The organism is Pseudomonas sp. NPDC007930, from assembly GCF_042958985.1.
Classification (GTDB): Bacteria; Pseudomonadota; Gammaproteobacteria; order Pseudomonadales; family Pseudomonadaceae; genus Aquipseudomonas.
In genome coordinates, this window is the sequence record NZ_JBIBKC010000003.1 from 352,069 (window position 1) to 372,429 (window position 20,361).

18 protein-coding genes are annotated in these 20,361 nt (G+C 63.5%); 9 read left to right on the forward strand and 9 right to left on the reverse strand.

Going from position 1 to position 20,361, the window contains the following annotated elements; translation table 11 throughout:
- Positions 1-17: 17 nt before the first annotated feature.
- On the forward strand, positions 18-494 hold the full coding sequence (secB, locus tag ACFZCE_RS09135; protein ID WP_390938164.1) for a protein-export chaperone SecB: 477 nt from the start codon (positions 18-20) through the stop codon (positions 492-494).
- A 41-nt stretch (positions 495-535) separates the two neighbouring features.
- On the opposite strand, the gene ACFZCE_RS09140 is transcribed toward secB, so the two are convergent.
- Positions 536-991 carry a TrmH family RNA methyltransferase gene (locus ACFZCE_RS09140; protein WP_390938165.1) on the reverse strand — a complete coding sequence of 152 codons (456 nt, stop codon included), beginning with the start codon at positions 989-991 and terminating at the stop codon, positions 536-538.
- Between ACFZCE_RS09140 and ACFZCE_RS09145 the strand changes: the two genes are divergently transcribed.
- Entirely contained in the window at positions 990-1,433 is a 444-nt protein-coding gene (locus ACFZCE_RS09145) for a hypothetical protein (RefSeq protein ID WP_390938167.1), read from the forward strand. The genes ACFZCE_RS09140 and ACFZCE_RS09145 overlap by 2 nt on opposite strands.
- Before the next feature lie 746 nt (positions 1,434-2,179).
- Here the strand turns inward: ACFZCE_RS09145 and ntrC are convergent.
- From ntrC to glnA, 6 genes are all read right to left on the reverse strand, one after another.
- The gene (ntrC, locus tag ACFZCE_RS09150; protein ID WP_390938169.1) at positions 2,180-3,616 is read right to left on the reverse strand and encodes a nitrogen regulation protein NR(I); all 1,437 of its coding nucleotides are present in this window, start codon (positions 3,614-3,616) and stop codon (positions 2,180-2,182) included.
- Entirely contained in the window at positions 3,613-4,698 is a 1,086-nt protein-coding gene (glnL, locus tag ACFZCE_RS09155; protein WP_390938171.1) for a nitrogen regulation protein NR(II), read from the reverse strand. Before glnL ends, ntrC begins: the two co-directional genes overlap by 4 nt.
- A 270-nt stretch (positions 4,699-4,968) precedes the next feature.
- Positions 4,969-5,565, reverse strand: coding sequence for a DUF4124 domain-containing protein (locus tag ACFZCE_RS09160; protein WP_390938173.1), 597 nt, complete (start codon positions 5,563-5,565; stop codon positions 4,969-4,971).
- Positions 5,565-6,095, reverse strand: coding sequence for a DUF4124 domain-containing protein (locus ACFZCE_RS09165; protein ID WP_390938175.1), 531 nt, complete (start codon positions 6,093-6,095; stop codon positions 5,565-5,567). The genes ACFZCE_RS09160 and ACFZCE_RS09165 overlap by 1 nt, the downstream gene beginning before the upstream one ends.
- Positions 6,096-6,156: 61 nt before the next feature.
- Complete coding sequence (aroQ, locus tag ACFZCE_RS09170) at positions 6,157-6,708, reverse strand: gamma subclass chorismate mutase AroQ (protein ID WP_390938177.1); 552 nt, start codon at positions 6,706-6,708, stop codon at positions 6,157-6,159.
- Positions 6,709-6,868: 160 nt separating this feature from the next.
- Positions 6,869-8,278, reverse strand: a complete 1,410-nt coding sequence (gene glnA / locus ACFZCE_RS09175; RefSeq protein ID WP_390938180.1) for a glutamate--ammonia ligase — start codon at positions 8,276-8,278, stop codon at positions 6,869-6,871.
- 329 nt (positions 8,279-8,607) lie between these two features.
- Between glnA and thiI the strand changes: the two genes are divergently transcribed.
- A complete protein-coding gene (gene thiI, locus ACFZCE_RS09180; protein WP_390938182.1) occupies positions 8,608-10,062 on the forward strand; it encodes a tRNA uracil 4-sulfurtransferase ThiI in 1,455 nt (484 codons plus the stop codon).
- A 133-nt stretch (positions 10,063-10,195) separates the two neighbouring features.
- The gene (typA, locus tag ACFZCE_RS09185) at positions 10,196-12,007 is read left to right on the forward strand and encodes a translational GTPase TypA (RefSeq protein WP_390938184.1); all 1,812 of its coding nucleotides are present in this window, start codon (positions 10,196-10,198) and stop codon (positions 12,005-12,007) included.
- Positions 12,008-12,256: 249 nt separating this feature from the next.
- Here the strand turns inward: typA and ACFZCE_RS09190 are convergent, their stop codons facing one another.
- A complete protein-coding gene (locus ACFZCE_RS09190) occupies positions 12,257-12,661 on the reverse strand; it encodes a YkgJ family cysteine cluster protein (RefSeq protein ID WP_390938186.1) in 405 nt (134 codons plus the stop codon).
- 183 nt (positions 12,662-12,844) lie between these two features.
- On the opposite strand from ACFZCE_RS09190, the gene ACFZCE_RS09195 reads away from it, so the two are divergent.
- Positions 12,845-15,286 (forward strand): glycogen/starch/alpha-glucan family phosphorylase, encoded by a 2,442-nt coding sequence (locus ACFZCE_RS09195; RefSeq protein WP_390938188.1) that lies wholly within the window; start codon positions 12,845-12,847, stop codon positions 15,284-15,286.
- A 202-nt stretch (positions 15,287-15,488) separates the two neighbouring features.
- Entirely contained in the window at positions 15,489-16,496 is a 1,008-nt protein-coding gene (locus tag ACFZCE_RS09200; protein ID WP_390938191.1) for a class 1 fructose-bisphosphatase, read from the forward strand.
- A 42-nt stretch (positions 16,497-16,538) separates the two neighbouring features.
- On the opposite strand, the gene ACFZCE_RS09205 is transcribed toward ACFZCE_RS09200, so the two are convergent.
- A complete protein-coding gene (locus tag ACFZCE_RS09205) occupies positions 16,539-18,434 on the reverse strand; it encodes a methyl-accepting chemotaxis protein (RefSeq protein ID WP_390938192.1) in 1,896 nt (631 codons plus the stop codon).
- Positions 18,435-18,699: 265 nt separating this feature from the next.
- Between ACFZCE_RS09205 and ACFZCE_RS09210 the strand changes: the two genes are divergently transcribed.
- From ACFZCE_RS09210 to hutC, 3 genes are all read left to right on the forward strand, one after another.
- Positions 18,700-18,954, forward strand: coding sequence for a hypothetical protein (locus tag ACFZCE_RS09210; RefSeq protein WP_390938194.1), 255 nt, complete (start codon positions 18,700-18,702; stop codon positions 18,952-18,954).
- A complete protein-coding gene (locus ACFZCE_RS09215; RefSeq protein WP_390938196.1) occupies positions 18,951-19,505 on the forward strand; it encodes a lipocalin family protein in 555 nt (184 codons plus the stop codon). Before ACFZCE_RS09210 ends, ACFZCE_RS09215 begins: the two co-directional genes overlap by 4 nt.
- A gap of 78 nt (positions 19,506-19,583) precedes the next feature.
- A complete protein-coding gene (gene hutC / locus ACFZCE_RS09220) occupies positions 19,584-20,333 on the forward strand; it encodes a histidine utilization repressor (protein WP_390938198.1) in 750 nt (249 codons plus the stop codon).
- Positions 20,334-20,361 lie beyond the last annotated feature (28 nt).

Consider the following 20,361-nt stretch of genomic DNA (forward strand, 5'->3'; position numbering starts at 1 on the left):
CCAAGAAGGCAATCGCCATGACCGATCAGAACACCGCCGCCGCTGCCGACAACGAGCCGCAATTCTCGCTGCAGCGCATCTACGTACGCGACCTGTCTTTCGAAGCCCCGAAAAGCCCGGCGATCTTCCGCCAAGCCTGGGAGCCGAGCGTTTCCCTTGACCTGAACACCCGCCAGAAGGGCCTCGAAAACGACTTCCACGAAGTCGTGCTGACCCTCTCGGTCACCGTGAAGAACGGCGAAGAAGTGGCCTTCATCGCTGAAGTGCAACAGGCCGGTATCTTCCTGATCAAAAACCTCGACGCGGGCTCGATGAGCCACACCCTGGGCGCGTTCTGCCCGAACATCCTGTTCCCGTACGCCCGCGAAACCCTCGACAGCCTGGTCACCCGTGGCTCGTTCCCGGCGCTGATGCTGGCCCCGGTGAACTTCGACGCCCTGTACGCGCAAGAGCTGCAGCGCCTGCAAGAAGCCGGCGAAGCCCCCCAGGCCTAAGCCAGCCTTGGCCGCGGGGCGCCAAGCCCCGCGGTAGGCGCTCAGGCAAAGCCCTGCTGGCGCCACGCCTCATACACCGCCACCGCCACCGTATTGCTCAGGTTCAGGCTACGGCTGCCCTCGCGCATCGGCAGGCGCAGGCGGCGTTCCGGCGGGTACTGCTCGCGCACCTCTTCCGGCAGGCCGCGGCTTTCCGGGCCGAATAAAAACGCATCGCCCGGCTCGAACGCCACGCTGTGAAACGGCTGCGAGCCCTTGGTGGTGAAGGCGAACACCCGCGGGTTACCCAGGGCTGCCAGGCAGCTGGGTAGGTCGGCGTGGCGCTGCAACGGTGCATACTCGTGGTAATCCAGGCCGGCGCGGCGCAGGCGCTTGTCATCGAGTTCGAACCCCAGCGGTTCGATCAGGTGCAGGTGGCAGCCGCTGTTGGCGCATAGCCTGATAACGTTGCCGGTGTTGGGCGGTATTTCCGGTTGAAACAGGATGACGTGAAACATGCACGGCTCCGAGCACAAAGACAGGCAGCATTCTACCCCTGAAGCGCTGCCACCACGATCCAGCCTGTGGCCGCGTTTTCTCGGTTCGCTGGCGATCATCGGCTTGTTGGTGGGGATGATGATCGGCCGCGTGACCACGCCCGAGGTCCCTTCGCTCGACCGCATCGAACTGCACCCCGATACCCTGGTGCTGTGGCTGCAGGGCGAGCCTGAGGTGCAGGCGGCCGCGCCCCAGGGCACCTTTGCCATGCTGTTGCGCGCGCGTGGCGCGCCGGCCAGTGGTGAACTGCTGGTGCAAGGGCACCCGGTGAAATGGTCACTGCGCCAGGCCGACGGCGGCCTGCTGCTGAGCGTGGTCGCCGCGCGGCACCTGAGCGGTAGCTGGGAAGGTGTTGAAGTAGAAGGGCGCTGGAGGCTGAGTGTCAGCCTCCGGGAGGAATAAAAGAGGGATCCCCGGCCTGCCTGTACCAAGGTCCCCGAAAGGGGGGAGCCTGCGCCCGCGTGGGCACGGCTCCGGTGTAAAGGAGGATCCCCGGCCTGCCTGTACCAAGGTCCTCAAAGCGTGGAGCCTGAGCTCCGATGTAAAGAAGGGGATTCCTCGGCCTGCCTGTACCTCGGCCCCCAAAAGCGGTGTGGGCTTGCGGCCATGTGGGCCTGCAAGTCCCGGTGTTAAAGAGGGGAATCCCCGGCCTGCCTGTACCAAGGTCCCCAAAACTGGGTCTTGTTAGTCTTATTGCAGGGGGCATGCCAGTTTTGAACTGGGTTGGCCAAAATTCAGCTGTATGAATTTAAGCCTATGAATTTAAAGGGTTTTATTTTTGTTTGCGGCGAGCTAAACGCTGAGTAGGTGGAGCAGGTGAGGGGGGCGGTTGCGGCGGGTGGCGCGGGCGCGCCTTGGTGCGGTGCAAGGTGGGTGCGTGGTGCACCGGGCTGAAACATTATGGTGAAAAAATGTTTAGGGCCCTTTGCCCGGCATAGCCGGAGTGCTGTTCACTTAAGCCATCTCATGGCTTCATGAAGGGGATCAGTCTGAGAGCTCTGCTGATTTTGTGCATGAGCTTCAGGGCCTCTCGCCCGGCACAGCCGGCCTCCCACTAGATTTGTGTAAGCCATTGATTTACGAGGCAACACAGAACCCGTGGGAGGCCGGCTGTGCCGGGCGAAGGGCCCTCTGTGAGGGCCTAGCGCTTAGTTATCACCATCGTCATCATCGTCGCCGCCGTCGATCTTCATGCCCAGCTCTTTGATCTTGCGAGTCAGGGTGTTGCGGCCCCAGCCCAGCAGCACGGCGGCGTCGCGGCGGCGGCCGGCGGTGTGCTTGAGCGCGGTTTCGATCATGATCCGTTCGAAGCTGGGTACGGCGCTGTCGAGCAGGCTCGACTGGCCGCGTGACAACGCCTGGTCGGCCCACTGGCGCAGGGCCTGCTCCCAGTTGGTCACTGGCGCGGCGTCTTGCGGCAGGCTCAGTAGCTCGGGCGGCAGGTCGCTGATGTGCACCTCGCGCCCCGAAGCCATCACGGTGATCCAGCGGCAGGTGTTTTCCAGCTGGCGCACGTTGCCCGGCCACGGCAGGTTCTTCAGGTAATCCTCGGTTTCGCCCTTGAGCAGCTTCGGCTCGACCGCCAGCTCTTGCGCGGCGCGGGCGAGGAAGTGCTTGGCCAGGGTGGGGATGTCTTCACGGCGGTCAGACAACCGCGGGATGTGAATGCGGATCACGTTCAGGCGGTGGAACAAGTCTTCGCGGAACTTGCCCGCGTGCACCAGGCTTTCGAGGTTCTGGTGGGTGGCGGCGATGATCCGCACGTCGACCTTCACCGGTGTGTGGCCGCCAACCCGGTAGAACTCGCCGTCGGCCAGTACGCGCAGCAGGCGGGTTTGGGTGTCTGCCGGCATGTCGCCGATTTCGTCGAGAAACAACGTGCCACCGTCGGCCTGCTCGAAGCGGCCGCGGCGCAGGTTGGCGGCGCCGGTGAAGGCGCCTTTCTCGTGGCCGAACAGCTCCGATTCCATCAGGTCCTTGGGGATCGCCGCCATGTTCAGCGCAATGAACGGCGCCGCCGCCCGTGGGCTGTGGCGGTGCAAGGCGTGGGCGACCAGTTCTTTACCGGTCCCCGACTCACCGTTGATCAACACGGTGATGTTCGAGTGGCTCAGGCGGCCGATGGCGCGGAACACCTCCTGCATCGCCGGCGCTTCGCCGATGATTTCCGGGGTGCGGGTCAGCGTGGGCGCCACGTCCATGCCCTGTTGTTCCTGGGCGTGCTGGTTGGCGCGCTTGACCAGCGACACGGCTTCGTCCACATCGAACGGCTTGGGCAGGTACTCGAAGGCGCCGCCCTGGTACGAGGCCACCGCGCTGTCGAGGTCAGAGTGGGCGGTCATGATGATCACCGGCAGCCGCGGATGCTGCTCGCGGATCCGCGCGAGCAGGTCCAGGCCGCTGGCGCCGGGCATGCGGATGTCGGAGATGATCACGTCAGGCTGCTGGCGGGCGAGCCGGCTCATTACGCCATCGGCACTGTCGAAGCTCTGGGTGGTCATGCCTTCCTGTTGCAGGGCCTTTTCCAGGACCCAGCGGATGGAACGGTCGTCATCGACGATCCACACGGTTTCACTACGGCTCATGACGAGGCGGCTCCTTGTTCCAGCGGCAGGAAGATCGAAAACGTGGTGTGGCCGGGATGGCTCTCACACTCGATCAACCCTTGGTGCTGACTGATGATGTTCTGGGTGATGGCCAGCCCCAGCCCGGTACCGTCCGGGCGGCCGCTGACCATAGGATAGAAAATGGTTTCCTGAAGTTCGGCGGGGATCCCCGGGCCGTTGTCGATGATCTCGATCTTGGCCACCAGGCGGTGGCGCACATGGCCAATGGTGAACTGGCGCATGGCGCGGGTGCGCAGGGTGATGCGGCCCAGGCGCAGTTCGTTCTGCCCGCTGATGGCCTGCATGGCGTTGCGCACGATGTTCAGCACCGCCTGGATCATCTGCTCGCGGTCGATCAGCACGTCGGGGATGCTCGGGTCGTAGTCGCGCAGCAGGCTGATGCCGCCCTGGGTTTCGGCCTCGACCAGGCTGCACACCCGCTCCAGCACTTCGTGGGCGTTGCACATGGCCAGCGAGGGCAGCTTGTTCGAGCCAAGCATGCGGTCGACCAGGTTACGCAGGCGGTCGGCCTCTTCGATGATGACGTTGGTGTAGTCCTTGAGGCTGTCATCGGGCAGTTGCCGGTCGAGCAACTGCGCCGCGCCACGGATCCCGCCCAGCGGGTTCTTGATTTCGTGGGCCAGGCCGCGCACCAGCATCTTGGTGGTTTCCTGCTTCGACAGTTGGGCCTCTTCCTTGGTGATGCGCAGCAGCCGGTCGCGTGGCAACACCTCGAGCAGCAGCAAGGTACGGCCCTGGTTAAGAATGGGCGTGACAGCGTAATCGACGGTGATGGTCTGGCCGGTCATCGCGGTGAGGATCGCTTCGCGCTTGGTGAACGGGTGTGCCTTCTCGACCGCCTGGCGCAGGGAGTTCAGCGCCTCGCTGGACTCGGTGAACAGTTCGCTGATGAACTGGCCGTGGTTGCGTTGGCCACTGATGGCCAGCAGCATTTCCGCGGCCGGGTTCATGTACTCCAGCCGCAACTCGGCGTTGAGCAGAATCGTTGCAGTGGTCAGGTTGTCGAGTAACAACCTGTGCAGCGTATCGCTGATGGTCATATGCTGATCTTGACCTCTTTTGGCACATGGCAACCGGCGAAGTGGTCCGGTAGCGGGCGCGGGCAATCCGCTGATGCACTGAAAATGCAAAATCCAAACCAAGGCTCCGAAAAGAAGCGGTTTTATTTCCGGGCGTTGCATTGGGGGGCCGGCCTGTGGGCTTGAAACGCGAGGGTTTCCGCAGGCTTGAGGTTTTGCGGCCGTATCAAGTGAGTTTAGAGTGCATCGCATTGCACTCTAATGGTGCGCGCCAGGCTGGTGCAAGCGAGCTCAATCGTCGTCTGCTGGCTTCAGTGACAGCGGGCACTCCGGGCGCACGCCGTAATCGGCGTCTTTGCAAGGGTGAGTGCGGCGTTTCTGGTTCAGTGACACGCGCTGCATGTAGAACACCTGCGGGGCGGTTTGCTCGATCACGTTGCCTTGTGGGTTAACGATGCGCACCGCCAGGCGGTGGGCGCCGCGGTCGACGTTGCGCAGCAGCATCACCGGGCTGGTGCCAGGGGTGCCGGTGGGTTTGTCGTCGAGCAGCAGTTCGTAGGCGTCTTCGGCCACCAGCGCCGGGTCGCTGCTCACGGTCACCACCACCTCGCCGGCGGCGTGGGCCACGGTGGCGTCGGGCGCGGGCGCCAGAATGCGCAGCATGTTGTAGTGCACCACCCGCGTTGGCTTGGGCCGCTCGACCCGCGGCGCCGGGGCCGGCGGCGGGGTGCCGCTGAGGGTGTTGGTGGGCGGCAGGGCCACGGCGGTGGCGCCCTTGTGCGGTTTGTCGGTGTACACCCGGTTACCGTTGGCATCCACGTAGGTGTACACCTGGGCCCAGGCCGGCGCGCAGGCCAGGGCCAGCCACAACAGCCAGTGGCGCGGCATCAGCGGTGTACCCGCTGCACGGTGAAGGTCACCGTGTCGCTTTGTTGCAGCATGGTTTGCCCCTGCAGCACCTGCACCGCCAGGCTGTGTTCGCCACGGTCGATGTTCACCAGTTGCAGGCGCGGCACGTTGCTGGGGGTGCCATAGGGTTTGCCATCGAGCAGCAATTGCAGCATGTGCCCTGGGGCCAGCCGCGGCTGCAGGGCCACGCCCACGGTGAAGGTGCCATTGTTGGCGCGCAGGGCCTCGGCGCTGGGCAGGCCGGTGAGTTGCAGGGTGGCGTAGGCCGTGGTGGCTTGCTGGGGTTGCGGGTTGCTCACCGTGGGCGCGGTGGCCGGCTTGGGCGCGGCGGCGCCGTTGCCGGGCGCCACGCTGTTCAGCGGTGGCAGTTGTACTTCCTTGGCGCCCTTGGTGCCGTCTGGCGGCTGGTTGGTGTAGGCCGTGTTGCCGTTGGCGTCGGTGTATTTGTAGATCTGCGCCAGGGCCGGCAAGGGGGCCAGCAGGCAGAGGGCAAGGGCGATGCAGCGCATGGTCGGCACTCGTACAACGGCCGCCCGGGGGGCGTGGCCTGAGGGTGCCAGCATAAAACGGCTAGCCCTGGCTTGCACAGAGTTCCGCGCTGGCGCGAGCCAGGGCGGCGCGGGTAAAGGTGTCCGGCGTTTGCTGGGTGATGGCCTCCAGTACCTTCAGCGGGCAATCGGGGTGTGTTCGATAGGGTTCAGCCAGGGCCATCTGGGTGAGTATCCGTGCCTGCAACTGGTCGAGCTGTGGGCGTATCTCGCTCAGTGGGCGTGCGGGTGTATCGAAGCCTGTGTGGCTGCCGGCCAGCCAGCTCTGGATGTAAAAGTACTGCAGGGTTTTGCTGGCCTCGATCTGCGCCGAGAACAACTGCCGCGCCCAGGCGGCGGGTACCCCTTGGCTGGGCGCCTGGGCGGCGACGCGCTCAAGCACCTGGTGTTCACGGGGGCGGTCTTGTACCGCCGCGCCGCTCTCCCATTTTGCCTTGGCAACCGGCAGGGCGAGCGCCAGGCGTTCGTTCATCAGGCCGATCAAGGGGCCGATGGCTTCGCTGCCGGCGGTAGTGGCGGCGTGTGCGCTGGTGGCGAGCAGGGTGCTCAGCAGCAGGATGGGGGTTGGCCTCATGGGTGGGCTCCTCGCGCCATTTTCAGGGGCGGCAAGCATGCCATGGCTTCGCGAGGGCAGAGGGGCGGGTGTTTTTCAGGGTGTGAATGGCCTCAGGGCCCTTCGCCCGGCAGATAAAAAAGGCCACCCGAGGTGGCCTTTCTTGTGCCGCGGTGCTGGCTTAGACGCTGTAGTACAGGTCGTATTCCAGCGGGTGAACGAAGGTGCGGACCTTGATCTCTTCTTCGCTCTTCAGCGCGATGTAAGCGTCGATGAAGTCGTCGCTGAACACGCCGCCCTTGGTCAGGAAGCCGCGGTCGGCGTCCAGGTTTTCCAGGGCTTCTTTCAAGCTGCCGCACACCTGCGGGATTTCCTTGGCCTCTTCAGGCGGCAGGTCGTACAGGTTTTTGTCGGCGGCGTCGCCTGGGTGGATCTTGTTCTGGATACCGTCCAGGCCGGCCATCAGCAGTGCAGCGAAGGCCAGGTAGGGGTTGGCAGCCGGATCCGGGAAGCGGGCTTCGATACGGCGGGCTTTCGGGCTCGACACGTACGGGATACGGATCGAAGCGGAACGGTTACGGGCCGAGTAGGCCAGCATGACCGGGGCTTCGAAGCCAGGTACCAGGCGCTTGTAGGAGTTGGTCGACGGGTTGGTGAAGCCGTTCAGGGCCTTACCGTGCTTGATGATACCGCCGATGAAGTACAGGGCGGTGTCGGACAGGCCGGCATAGCCTTCACCCGCGAAGGTGTTCTTGCCGTCTTTGGAGACGGAAATGTGCACGTGCATGCCCGAACCGTTGTCGCCGTACAGAGGCTTCGGCATGAAGGTCGCGGTTTTGCCGTAGGCGTCAGCAACGTTGTGAACAACGTACTTCAGGGTTTGGGTTTCGTCGGCTTTCTTCACCAGGGTGTTGAACTTGACGCCGATTTCGTTCTGGCCGGCAGTCGCCACTTCGTGGTGGTGAACTTCAACGGTCAGGCCCATTTCTTCCAGGGCGTTGCACATGGCGGTACGGATTTCGTGGTCGTGGTCGACCGGCGGAACCGGGAAGTAACCACCTTTCACGCCCGGGCGGTGGCCCAGGTTGTTGCCGCCTTCGATGTCGCCATCGGTCATCCACGAACCTTGATCGGAGAAGATCTTGAACATGGAACCGGAGATGTCGGACTTGAATTTCACGCCGTCGAAGATGAAGAACTCTGGCTCCGGGCCGACGAACACGGTGTCGCCGATGCCGGTGGACTTCAGGTATTCCTCGGCGCGGTGGGCGATGGCGCGTGGGTCGCGGTCATAGCCTTGCATGGTCGACGGTTCGATGATGTCGCAGACCAGGATGATGGTCGGCTCTTCGGTGAACGGGTCGAGCACAGCGGTTTCGTCGTCCGGCATCAGGATCATGTCGGAGGCTTCGATGCCTTTCCAGCCAGCGATCGAGGAGCCGTCGAACATTTTGCCGTGTTCGAAGAAGTCGTCGTCAAGCGCGTCACGCGCAGGCATGGTGACGTGCTGTTGCTTGCCTTTGGTATCGGTGAAGCGCAGATCAATCCACTTAACGTCATGATCTTTGATGAGTTGAACCGTCTTCGACATGCTGTCCTCCGGGTGGTCAGGGCTTGGTAATGGGCAGCCCTGCAATGTGGGTGGTGCCGGCCACGAATACTCAGCCTTGGCAACCTGCCTCACAAGGGAGCAATTTGCATGCCAGTGCCCAAAGTTGGGCAGCACCCTTAAAATGCGAGCGCTGGCGGGCGTTTGCGCAAAAAATCGCCAATGGCAAGGCGCCAAAATGGTGCGATGGATAATCATTTTGCACCAAATTGCGGCACCGTTAATCAGCCGACGATAGTTGGTCAAACCTTGAACAATTTCCGCTATAATGCCGCCCCTTTTTTAGCGGGCCTCTGCGTGCGTGCAGTTCCATGAAACTTATCGTTAAAGTCTTCCCAGAAATCACCATCAAAAGCCCTCCCGTGCGCAAGCGGTTCATCCGCCAGCTCGCGAAGAACATCCGGCTGGTGACCCGCGAGCTCGACCCGGACATTTCCGTCACGGGCGTGTGGGACAACCTGGAAGTCAACACGAAGCAGCAGGACCCCAAGGTGCTGCGCGAGATCATCGAGCGCCTGGCCTGCACGCCGGGCATCGCGCATTTCCTGCAGGTGGCCCACTACCCGCTGGGCGATTTCGACGACATCGTCGCCAAGTGCAAAGAACACTTCGGCCCGCTGCTGGCCGGCAAGCGCTTCGCCGTGCGCTGCAAGCGCGCCGGGCGCCATACCTTCAGCTCGATGGACGTCGACCGCTACGTGGGCAGCCAGCTGCGCCAGCAGTGCGGCGCCGCCGGGATCGACCTGAAGCAGCCCGAGGTCGAGGTGCGCCTCGACATCCGCGACCAACAGCTGTTCGTGGTGCACAGCCGCCATGAAGGCATGGGCGGCTACCCGCTGGGCGCGCTGGAGCAAACCCTGGTGCTGATGAGCGGCGGCTTCGACTCCACCGTGGCGGCCTACCAGATGATGCGCCGCGGCCTGATGACCCACTTCTGCTTCTTCAACCTCGGCGGCCGTGCCCACGAGTTGGGGGTGATGGAGGTCGCGCACTTTCTCTGGAAGAAGTACGGCAGTTCGCACCGGGTGCTGTTCATCAGCGTGCCGTTCGAAGAGGTGGTGGGCGAGATCCTCGCCAAGGTCGACGACCCGCAGATGGGCGTGATCCTCAAGCGCATGATGCTGCGCGCCGCCAGCCGCCTGGCCGACCGCCTGCAGATCGACGCGCTGGTCACTGGTGAGGCGATCTCCCAGGTGTCGAGCCAGACCCTGACCAACCTCACGGTGATCGACGCCGCCACGCCCAAGCTGGTGCTGCGGCCATTGCTTGCCAGCCACAAGCAAGACATCATCGACACCGCCGTGGCCATCGGCACCGCCGATTTCGCCAAGCACATGCCGGAATACTGCGGCGTGATCTCGGTGAACCCAACCACCGCGGCCCGCGGCTACCGGGTCGAGCGTGAAGAAACCCGCTTCGACATGGCGGTGCTCGAGCGCGCCCTGGAGCGCGCCCGGCTGGTGTCGATCGACCATGTGATCGAGGAACTCGGCCAGGCCGTCGAAGTGGAACACGTGGCCCAGGCACTGCCCGGCCAGGTGGTGATCGACATCCGCCACCCCGACGCCCAGGAAGACGCACCCCTGGCGCTGGACGGTGTCGAAGTCAAGGCGCTGCCGTTCTATGCTCTGAACAGCCGCTTCAAGGAGCTGGACGCCAGCCGGCAATATCTTCTGTACTGCGATAAGGGTGTCATGAGCCGCCTGCATGCTCATCACCTGCTCAGCGAGGGGCACGCCAATGTGCGCGTTTATCGTCCGGCATAGAATCCCGGGGCTCAATGGCGGCAGCATCCGCCATCGCCCACCCGACGCCCGGGCCGCTTTGTAACACTGCCTATTCAAGCCTGCCGCGCCTTGGGGCGCGGCAAACAACGCATTCATCGATCGAGACATACCTGTGAGAGAGAATCTTCGCAACATCGCCATCATCGCCCACGTTGACCACGGTAAAACCACCCTGGTCGACAAGCTGCTGAAGCTGTCTGGCACCCTGGACCGCAAAGAGCTGAACGACGAACGCGTGATGGACAGCAACGACCAGGAAAAAGAGCGCGGCATTACCATTCTGGCGAAGAACACCGCCATCAAATGGAACGGCTTCGACATCAACATCGTCGACACCCCCGGCCACGCCGACTTCGGCGGTGAGGTAGAGCGCGTGATGTCGATGGTCGACTCCGTGCTGCTGCTGGTCGACGCCCAGGACGGCCCGATGCCGCAAACCCGCTTCGTGACCCAGAAGGCCTTCAAGGCCGGCCTGCGCCCGATCGTGGTCATCAACAAGGTCGACCGCCCAGGCGCTGACCCGGACAAAGTCCTCGGCCTGGTGTTCGACCTGTTCGACAACCTCGGCGCCACCGAAGAGCAACTCGACTTCCCGGTCATCTACGCCAGCGCCCTGAACGGTATCGCCGGTAACGACCCATCGGAAATGGCCGAAAACATGGACCCACTGTTCCAGGCCATCCTGGACCACGTGCCGGCGCCTAAAGTCGACGCCGAAGGCCCGTTCCAGATGCAAATCTCGGCACTGGACTACAACAGCTTCCTCGGCGTGATCGGCATCGGCCGCATCGCCCGTGGCCGCATCAAGGCCAACAGCCCGGTGGTCGCGGTAGACGCCGAAGGCAAGAAGCGCAGCGGCCGTATCCTCAAGCTGATGGGCCACCACGGCCTGCAGCGCGTTGAAGTCGGCGATGCTGAAGCCGGTGACATCGTCTGCATCAGCGGCATGGACCAGTTGTTCATCTCCGACACCCTGTGCGACCCGCAAAATGTCGAAGCCCTGCCGCCGCTGAGCGTCGACGAGCCGACCGTGAGCATGACCTTCCAGGTCAACGACTCGCCGTTCTGCGGTAAGGAAGGCAAGTTCGTCACCAGCCGCAACATCAAAGAGCGCCTGGAAAAAGAACTGCTGCACAACGTTGCCCTGCGCGTTGAAGAAACCGACAGCGCCGACAAGTTCAAGGTCTCCGGCCGTGGCGAGCTGCACCTCTCGGTACTGATCGAAACCATGCGCCGCGAAGGCTTCGAACTGGCCATCTCGCGCCCTGAAGTGGTGATCAAGGAAGTCAACGGCGAGAAGCAAGAGCCGTACGAAGCCGTGACCATCGACATCGAAGAGCAGCACCAGGGTGCTGTGATGGAACAGATGGGCCTGCGCAAAGGCGACCTGACCAACATGGTCCCGGACGGCAAAGGGCGCATCCGCCTGGAATACACCATTCCGGCCCGTGGCCTGATCGGCTTCCGTAACGCCTTCCTGACCATGACCTCCGGCAGCGGTATCCTCACCGGTACCTTCAGCCACTACGGCCCGGTCAAGGCCGGTGAAGTCAGCCACCGCCAGAACGGCGTGCTGGTGTCGATGGCCACCGGTAAAGCCCTGACCTACTCGCTGGAAACCCTGCAGGACCGCGGCAAGCTGTTCCTCGAGCCTGGCCAGGAAATCTACGAAGGCCAGCTGGCCGGCATCAACAGCCGTGACAACGACCTGGTGATCAACCCCACCAAGGGCAAGAAGCTCGACAACATGCGTGCTTCGGGCAAAGACGAAACCATCGCCCTGGTGCCGCCGATCAAGTTCACCCTTGAGCAGGCGCTGGAGTTCATCGATGACGATGAACTGGTGGAAGTGACCCCGAAATCGATCCGCCTTCGCAAGAAAGTGCTGAACGAGAACGAGCGTAAGCGTGCTTCGAAGGGCTAACCTTCAGGTATGAAAAAAGCCGGCGAAAGCCGGCTTTTTTTATGGGTGTTCGCGGGCCCTTCGCCCGGCACAGCCGGAGTGCCGGACCACGGCCTCCCACCAGGTTTGTGTAAGTATTTGATTTACTTGGCAACACAGAGCTCGTGGGAGGCCGGCTATGCCGGGCGATGGGCCAGTCAGCTCATGCACAGAATTAGCAGAGCTCGCAGATTGAACGCCTCTATGAAGAGCTAAAATTGCCCGCGGCCATTACCTGGCAGCCGGCTTGGGCTTGTACGCGCAATACCCCGGCCGCGGCCCGATCTTCGGGTGGTTGCGGCAGGTGTCGGGGCGCTTGTCGTAGATGGTGCACAGGCGGCTTTTTTTATCCAGGTACAGGCAGTCGTTGTTGCTCATCCGCGCCAGGGTGAAAATCCCGCTCTTCTGGTTGAAGCGCTCGATGATCCCTTCCTTCTGCAGGCGCTTGGCCACGTTCTTCGGTGGCTCGTCTTTTTCGAATTCATCCACCACGCCGATGCGGATCAAATCCTTGATGCGCGCCTCCACCGGCAGCGTGCAGCAAATCGACATGCAGCCGCCACACATGTGGCTGGCGTACTTCTGCCAGGTTTCCAGGCGGTCTACTTCGGCCGCGGCGATCAGGGTCGGTCTCATCAGGGGTTCACGCAAGGTTCATCGGAGGCGCGCGATGATACGCGTACGCGTTGGTTAATAAATATCCACTCGCCGGTTTTTTATTTTTTTCTGTGTAAAAGCGCGCGAACCCGGCAGGCCACCTTCGGTCAGACGGTCTAGTCTGAATCAATCCGCTTCCTTTTAAGCCACCGAGGACGCCTCATGTCTCAGGAACCGCTTGCCCGTAAAGTTAAAGTCGATGTGAACGAATTTCGTGACGCCGTACTCGCAAAACTCACCTACGCGGTAGGCAAGGACCCCGAGCATGCCTTCGATCACGACTGGTTCGAAGCCATTGCCCTGGCGGCGCGCGACCATATGGTCGAGCACTGGATGGACCACACCCGGCAGATCTACCGCAGCCAGCAAAAGCGCGTGTACTACCTCTCGCTGGAGTTCCTCATCGGCCGCCTGCTGGTCGACAGCCTGAGCAACCTCGGGCTGCTCGACGTGGCCCGCGAAGCACTCGACGGCCTGGGGGTGGACTTCGACAAGATCAAACTGCTCGAGCCCGACGCGGCACTGGGCAACGGCGGCCTCGGGCGCCTGGCGGCGTGCTTCATGGAAAGCATGTCGACCCTCGGCGTGGCCGCCCACGGTTATGGCATCCGCTATGAGCACGGGCTGTTCCGCCAAGCGGTGATCGACGGCTGGCAGCAGGAGCAGACCGAAACCTGGCTGGATTTCGGCAACCCCTGGGAGTTCGAACGCCCGGAGGTGATCTACCCGATCAGCTTCGGCGGCCATGTGCAGGCCAGCGACCTCGGCCGGCAGGTGTGGTTGCCAAGTGAAACGGTGCGCGCGGTGGCGTACGACACCCCAGTCGTGGGCTGGCGCGGCAAGAGCGTGAACACCCTGCGGCTGTGGCGTGCCCGCGCCATGGAAGACCTCCACCTGGAGCGCTTCAACGCCGGTGACCACCTTGGCGCCGTGGCTGATGTGGCCCGCGCCGAGAGTATCTCCCGCGTGCTCTACCCGGCCGACAGCACCGAGGCCGGCCAAGAGCTGCGCCTGCGCCAGGAGTACTTCTTCGTGTCGGCTTCGCTGCAAGACCTGCTGCGCCGGCACATCAACATGCATGGCACGGTGGCCAGCCTGGGCGAGCACGCCGCGATCCAGATGAACGACACCCACCCGTCGATCGCCGTGGCCGAGCTGATGCGCCTGCTGGTCGACATCCACCAGCTGCCATGGGCCGAGGCGTGGAAGGTGACCGTAGACACCCTCTGCTACACCAACCACACGCTGCTGCCCGAAGCGCTGGAAACCTGGCCGGTGGGCCTGATGGAACGCATGCTGCCGCGGCACATGCAGATCATCTACCTGATCAACGCCGAGCACATCGACGGCCTGCGCGCCAAAGAGATGCACGACTTCGACCTGCTGCGCTCGGTGTCGTTGATCGACGAAAGCAACGGCCGCCGGGTGCGCATGGGCAACCTGGCGTTCATCGGCTCGCACAGCATCAACGGGGTGTCTGCCCTGCACACCGACTTGATGCGCAGCACCGTGTTCAAAGACCTCAACGGCCTTTACCCGGGGCGCATCAACAACAAAACCAACGGCATTACCTTCCGCCGCTGGCTGTACCAGAGCAACCCCAAGCTCACCCATATGCTGGTCGACAAACTCGGCGAAGGCCTGCTCGACGCGCCGGAAACCCAGCTCAAAGGCCTTGAGCCGTTCGCCGACGACGCGGTGTTCCAGCGCCGTTTCGCCGACCAACGCCTGCACAGCAAGGAGGCGCTGGCGCGGATCATCCAGGACCGCCTCGGCATCACGGTCGACCCCAAAGCCCTGTTCGACGTGCAGGTCAAGCGCATCCACGAATACAAACGCCAGCTGCTCAACCTGCTGCACACCGTGGCGCTGTACCAGGCGATCCGCGCCAACCCGGAAAAACCCTGGGTGCCACGGGTGAAGATCTTCGCCGGCAAGGCCGCGGCCAGTTACTACCAGGCCAAGCTGATCATCAAGCTGGCCAACGACATCGCCCGCACCGTCAACAACGACCCGACCGTGCGTGGCCTGCTCAAGGTGGTGTTCCTGCCCAACTACAACGTCAGCCTGGCCGAGAGCATCATCCCGGCGGCGGATTTGTCCGAGCAGATTTCCACCGCCGGTTACGAGGCCTCCGGTACCAGTAACATGAAGTTCGGCCTCAACGGCGCGCTGACCATCGGCACCCTCGACGGCGCCAACGTCGAGATGTGCGAGCACGTGGGCGCCGAGCACATGTTCATCTTCGGCATGAAGGCCGACGAGGTCGAGGCGCATAAGCAGCACGGCGACTTCAGCGCCCACGGCGTGGCCGCCGGCTCGCACCGCCTCAACGACGTGCTGCAGGCCGTGCGCGGCGGTACCTTCTCGCCGGATGACCCGTCCCGCTACGCCGGGCTGGTTGATGGGCTGCTCAACTACGACCGCTTCCTGGTGTGCGCGGACTTCGAGTCGTACTGGGACGCGCAGATGAAGGTCGAGGAACTGTGGCGCCAACCGAAGCTGTGGTGGCGCTCGGCGATCTACAACACCGCGCGCATGGGCTGGTTCTCCTCGGACCGCACCATCGGCGAGTACGCCAAGGAGATCTGGAAGGCCCTGTAAGGGCCTTTGGTGGCAAGCCGCGAGCCTCAAGCCGCCAGCGCAGGTTCGCCGCTTGTAACGTGCCACTCGAAACGGGCGGGCTCGCGAACTCAAACCGGGCCAGGCAGTCTGATCCCCTGGCTGCCAACGCCCAGGCTCGCTAGCCCCCCGCCCGCCCTGTACACTGCGCGGGTTTTTCACTCCCCTTGAACGGAGCTCTTCCATGTCCCGCGTTACCCTCAGCCGCTATTTGATCGAGCAGACCCGCAGCAACAACACCCCTGCCGATCTGCGCTTCCTTATCGAAGTGGTCGCGCGTGCCTGTAAGGAAATCAGCCATGCCGTGTCCAAGGGTGCCCTCGGTGGGGTGCTGGGCAGCATGGGCACCGAGAACGTGCAAGGTGAAGTGCAGAAGAAACTCGACGTGCTGTCGAACGAAATCCTGCTCGAGGCCAACGAGTGGGGCGGCCACCTGGCCGGCATGGCCTCCGAAGAAATGGACAACGCCTACCAGATCCCTGGCAAGTACCCCAAAGGTGCCTACCTGCTGGTGTTCGACCCCCTCGACGGCTCGTCGAACATCGACGTGAACGTGTCGGTCGGGACCATCTTCTCGGTGCTGCGCTGCCCGGATGAATACCTCAGCCAGAACGACACCCTCAACGAAAAAGCCTTCTTGCAGCCGGGCACCAAGCAGGTCGCCGCCGGCTACGCCATCTACGGCCCGCAAACGATGCTGGTGCTGACCCTGGGCGACGGCGTGATCGGCTTCACCCTCGACCGCGAGATGGGCAGCTTCGCCCTGACCCACGAGAACATCCGCATCCCGGAAAGCACCGCCGAGTTCGCCATCAACATGTCGAACGAGCGCCACTGGGAAGCCCCGGTCAAGCGTTACGTCGACGAGCTGCTGGCCGGCAAGGAAGGCCCGCTGGGCAAGAACTACAACATGCGCTGGATCGCCTCGATGGTCGCCGACGTGCACCGCATCCTCACCCGCGGCGGCATGTTCATGTACCCGCGTGACAGCCGCGAGCCGGCCAAGCCGGGCAAGCTGCGCTTGATGTACGAAGCCAACCCGATGTCGTTCATCATCGAGCAGGCCGGCGGCGCCTCTACCGATGGCCACCAGCGCATCCTCGACATCGAGCCCGAAGGCCTGCACCAGCGCGTGGCGGTGTTCCTCGGGTCGAAGGAAGAAGTCGAGCGCGTGACCGGCTACCACCAGTAAGCCGGGGTTGCCCGCCGCCCCATGGGCAGCGGGCGGGCCGGGTCAGATCCTGAAGCTGCCGACCAGCTGCTTCAGGCGGTTGACCTGCTGCTCGAGGTCGCCGCAGGCGCGCAAGGTAGCCTGAAGGTTTTCCACACCCTCCTGGTTGAGGGTGTTGATCTCGGTGATGTCCTGGTTGATGGTATCGACCACCGCGGTCTGCTCCTCGGTGGCGGTGGCCACCGACTGGTTCATCCCGTCGATCTCGCCAATGCGTTGGGTCACGCTGCCCAGCCGCTCGCCGGCCTGGTTGGCGATGCCCACGCTGTTTTCGCTCTGGCTCTGGCTTTCGGTCATCATCGCCACCGCCTGGCGCGCGCCCACCTGCAACTCCTCGATGATCTTCTGCACCTGCTGCGCCGACTCCTGGGTGCGGTGTGCGAGGTTGCGCACTTCATCAGCCACCACTGCAAAGCCGCGGCCGGCCTCGCCGGCGCGGGCTGCTTCGATCGCGGCGTTGAGCGCCAGCAGGTTGGTTTGCTGGGAAATCCCGGTGATCACCTCGAGAATTTGCCCGATGTTCACCGTGTTGGTGTTCAGGGTTTCGATGTTGCTGCACGAATCGCTGATCTTGCTCGACAGTTGGCCCATCACCGCGATGGTGCGCTCGACCACGCTCTGGCCTTCGCTGGCCAGGTTGCGCGCGTCGCTGGAGTGCTGCGAGGCGAGGGCGGCGTTCTGGGCGATCTCCTGGGCGGCGGCGCCCAGCTCGTTGATGGCCGCGGCCACACTGCTGGTGCGGTTGGCCTGCTGGTCGGAGTTGTGCATCGACGCGTTGGAGGCCTGGGTTACGCGGCCAGCCACTTCATGCACCTGGGCGGTGGCCGACGACACCTCGCGGATCGACTCGTGGATGCGCTCGACGAAGCGGTTGAAGGCCATGCCCAATTGGCCGAACTCGTCGTTGCCATGGATGGCCAGGCGCCGGGTGAGGTCGCCTTCACCTTCGGCGATGTCTTGCATGGCGCGGCCCATCACGTGCAGCGGCGCCATCAGCACACGGATCAGCACACCCAGCAGCAGGATGATGATCGCCACCGAAATCAACGTGGCGATCGCCGCGCTGGTGCGGAATTCACCGAGCATGCTGTAGGCGGCGTCGCGGTCCAGCACCAGGCCAACGTACCAGTCGGCCGAGGGCACCCCATCGATATGGGTAAAGGCGACGAATTCGGTCTTGCCGGCCTGCTCGACCTCCTTCAAGCCGGGGGTGAGGCTGGGCGCGCCCTGGGGGAAGGCTTCGGCGAGGGTTTTCAGCACCAGCTTGTTGTCGGGGTGCACGAGGATCTTGCCGGCGGCACTGACGATGAACGCATGGCCGTGGCCGTTGAAGTTCAGCGAGTTGATGATTTCGCTGATGCGCGCCATGTCGATGTCGGCGCCGGCCACGCCGATCAGTTGGCCGGCGCGCTGCACGGGGGCGGCCACGGTCACTACCAGCTTGCCGCTGGAGGCGGCCACGTAGGGTTCGGTGACGATGGTTTGCCCGGCGCTGCTGGCGGCCTTGTACCAGCCGCGGGCGCGCGGGTCGTAGTCGGCCGGGCGGTTGCCGGCGGGCACCGAGAACATCAAGCCTTCGGCGCTGCCGAAGTAGCTCAACTGGAAGTTCGCCGGGTACGCCGGCAGGCCGACGATACCCGGCAGGTTGGCCGGCTCCGCGCCTTGGCTGGCCAGCTGCTGGCCCATCGACTGCAACAGCTCGATGCGGCCCTGCAGCCAGCTCTGGATGTTGCTGGTGGTCAGCCGGCCGAGGTCACGCATCGAGGCTTCGGTGCTCTCGCGCAACGTTTGGCGCTGGCGGTAATCGTTGAACAGCACGAACAAGGCAAAGGCGATCGCCACGATCAACCCGGCAACGAGCAGGATCTTGTGGCTGAATTTCAAATTATGTGTGCGCATAGCTCGGTGGCTCGTGGCATTGGGCTAATCGGAGTGCGCGCCGGGTATCGTGAACCCAGCGCGGCTGGTCAGGATTTCGGCCTTTGTGACCAAAACATGAATGCCCATGGGTACCGTTTATCTGCCGAAGGTGAGGGTGTTATTTCAAATGGATGGCCCTTCGCGCGCGGCGGTGCCGGGGCGATAGGCCATCAGAATTTCCATCGGTCGGGAACTGCCCGCCGTTACGGTGTTCCAAGGGTCACCCCTGGCTCGGAGTGTTTTGATGTCTTCCCGTGTTTTGGCGCTGTGCACCTTCTGCCTCCTGCTCGCTGGCTGTAACAAGCTGACGCTGGAGAACTATTCCAAAATCGAAACCGGCATGCCTCGCGCATCGGTAGAACAACTGCTCGGCGAGCCGGCCAAGTGCTCCGGCGCCCTGGCGATGACCAGTTGCACCTGGGGCGACGACCAGCGTTTCGTCAGCATTCAGTTCGCCGCCGACAAAGTGGTGCTGTACACCGCACAGGGCTTGAAATGAAAGCCCTGATGGCGGCCCTGTTACTGGGCCTGTTGGCCGGCTGCGCCTCTTCCGGGCCAGACATCGCCCCGCACACCGCCGGGCCGGTGAACCTCGAACGCTACCAGGGCACCTGGTATGAGCAGGCACGCCTGCCGATGTTCTTCCAGCGCAACTGCGCGCAGTCCGAAGCCACCTATCAGCTCACCCCCAGCGGCACGGTCGACGTGCTCAACCGTTGCCGCACCCAGCAAGGCGAGTGGGAGCAGGCCCATGGCACCGCCAGCGAGCAGGTGAAGGGCAAGGCCGACAAACTCTGGGTGCAGTTCGATAACGGCTTCTCGCGGATGTTCCCGGGCATCACCAAGGGTGACTACTGGGTGCTGTACGTCAGCGACGACTACAAGCTGGCGATCGTCGGCAACCCCAACCGCCGATACCTCTGGCTGCTGTCACGCAGCCGCACGGTACCGGAAGACATCCGCCAACTGCTGATGGCCAAGGCCCGCCAGCAGGGCTATGACACCAGCCGGCTGATCTGGCGGGTCTCGGACTCGGATATTGGCAAATAGCCAGCTTGTATAGACATATGCAGCGGCTGGCCACGCGGTTACACTGCGCCCCATCTGTCATTGTTTTCCGGGGTTTTCATGCCGACACCGCCCATTCCCCACTCGCTCAGCGCGCAGATGGGTGACAGCCCCGCGCCGCTGTATGCCCGGGTCAAGCAGATGATCACCCAGCAGATCAACAACGGCAGTTGGCCGCCGCATTACCGCGTGCCGTCCGAAAGCGAGCTGGTCAGCGAGCTGGGCTTCAGCCGCATGACCATCAACCGCGCCCTGCGCGAGCTCACCGCCGAAGGCTTGCTGGTGCGCATGCAGGGCGTAGGCACCTTCGTGGCCGAGCCGAAAACCCAGTCGGCGCTGTTCGAAGTGCACAACATCGCCGATGAAATCCGCCAGCGCGGCCACCGCCACCGCTGCCAGGTGCTGGAAATGCACGAAGCCCCGGCCAGCGCGCACATGGCCGCGGCGTTCGACATCCGCGAAGGCCAGCGGCTGTTCCATTCGGTGCTGCTGCACTTCGAGAACGACATGCCGGTGCAGATCGAAGACCGCTACGTGAACCCCACCATCGCCCCGGATTACCTGCAGCAGGATTTTCTCGGCGAAACCCCGTACTCCTACCTCAACCGCGTGGCGCCGTTGACTGAGGGCGAGCACTTGGTCGAGGCGATCCTGGCCGAGCCGCAAGAGTGCCAGTGGCTGCAGATTCCGGAAAACGAACCGTGCTTGTTGATCCGCCGGCGCACCTGGTCGGGCCGCCACCCGGTGACCCTGGCGCGGCTGATCCACCCAGGTACCCGGCACCGCCTCGAAGGCCGCTTTACCCGCTGATCATTCCCTTGGCGGCGTGGTCTAGGCT

Coding starts and splice junctions, on each gene's coding strand:
- secB (WP_390938164.1), top strand. CDS start 18: ATGACCGATCAGAACACCGCCGCCGCTGCCGACAACGAGCCGCAATTC.
- ACFZCE_RS09145 (WP_390938167.1), top strand. CDS start 990: ATGCACGGCTCCGAGCACAAAGACAGGCAGCATTCTACCCCTGAAGCG.
- ACFZCE_RS09140 (WP_390938165.1), bottom strand. CDS start 991: ATGTTTCACGTCATCCTGTTTCAACCGGAAATACCGCCCAACACCGGC.
- ntrC (WP_390938169.1), bottom strand. CDS start 3,616: ATGAGCCGTAGTGAAACCGTGTGGATCGTCGATGACGACCGTTCCATC.
- glnL (WP_390938171.1), bottom strand. CDS start 4,698: ATGACCATCAGCGATACGCTGCACAGGTTGTTACTCGACAACCTGACC.
- ACFZCE_RS09160 (WP_390938173.1), bottom strand. CDS start 5,565: ATGCCGCGCCACTGGCTGTTGTGGCTGGCCCTGGCCTGCGCGCCGGCC.
- ACFZCE_RS09165 (WP_390938175.1), bottom strand. CDS start 6,095: ATGCGCTGCATCGCCCTTGCCCTCTGCCTGCTGGCCCCCTTGCCGGCC.
- aroQ (WP_390938177.1), bottom strand. CDS start 6,708: ATGAGGCCAACCCCCATCCTGCTGCTGAGCACCCTGCTCGCCACCAGC.
- glnA (WP_390938180.1), bottom strand. CDS start 8,278: ATGTCGAAGACGGTTCAACTCATCAAAGATCATGACGTTAAGTGGATT.
- thiI (WP_390938182.1), top strand. CDS start 8,608: ATGAAACTTATCGTTAAAGTCTTCCCAGAAATCACCATCAAAAGCCCT.
- ACFZCE_RS09190 (WP_390938186.1), bottom strand. CDS start 12,661: ATGAGACCGACCCTGATCGCCGCGGCCGAAGTAGACCGCCTGGAAACC.
- ACFZCE_RS09195 (WP_390938188.1), top strand. CDS start 12,845: ATGTCTCAGGAACCGCTTGCCCGTAAAGTTAAAGTCGATGTGAACGAA.
- ACFZCE_RS09200 (WP_390938191.1), top strand. CDS start 15,489: ATGTCCCGCGTTACCCTCAGCCGCTATTTGATCGAGCAGACCCGCAGC.
- ACFZCE_RS09205 (WP_390938192.1), bottom strand. CDS start 18,434: ATGCGCACACATAATTTGAAATTCAGCCACAAGATCCTGCTCGTTGCC.
- ACFZCE_RS09210 (WP_390938194.1), top strand. CDS start 18,700: ATGTCTTCCCGTGTTTTGGCGCTGTGCACCTTCTGCCTCCTGCTCGCT.
- ACFZCE_RS09215 (WP_390938196.1), top strand. CDS start 18,951: ATGAAAGCCCTGATGGCGGCCCTGTTACTGGGCCTGTTGGCCGGCTGC.
- hutC (WP_390938198.1), top strand. CDS start 19,584: ATGCCGACACCGCCCATTCCCCACTCGCTCAGCGCGCAGATGGGTGAC.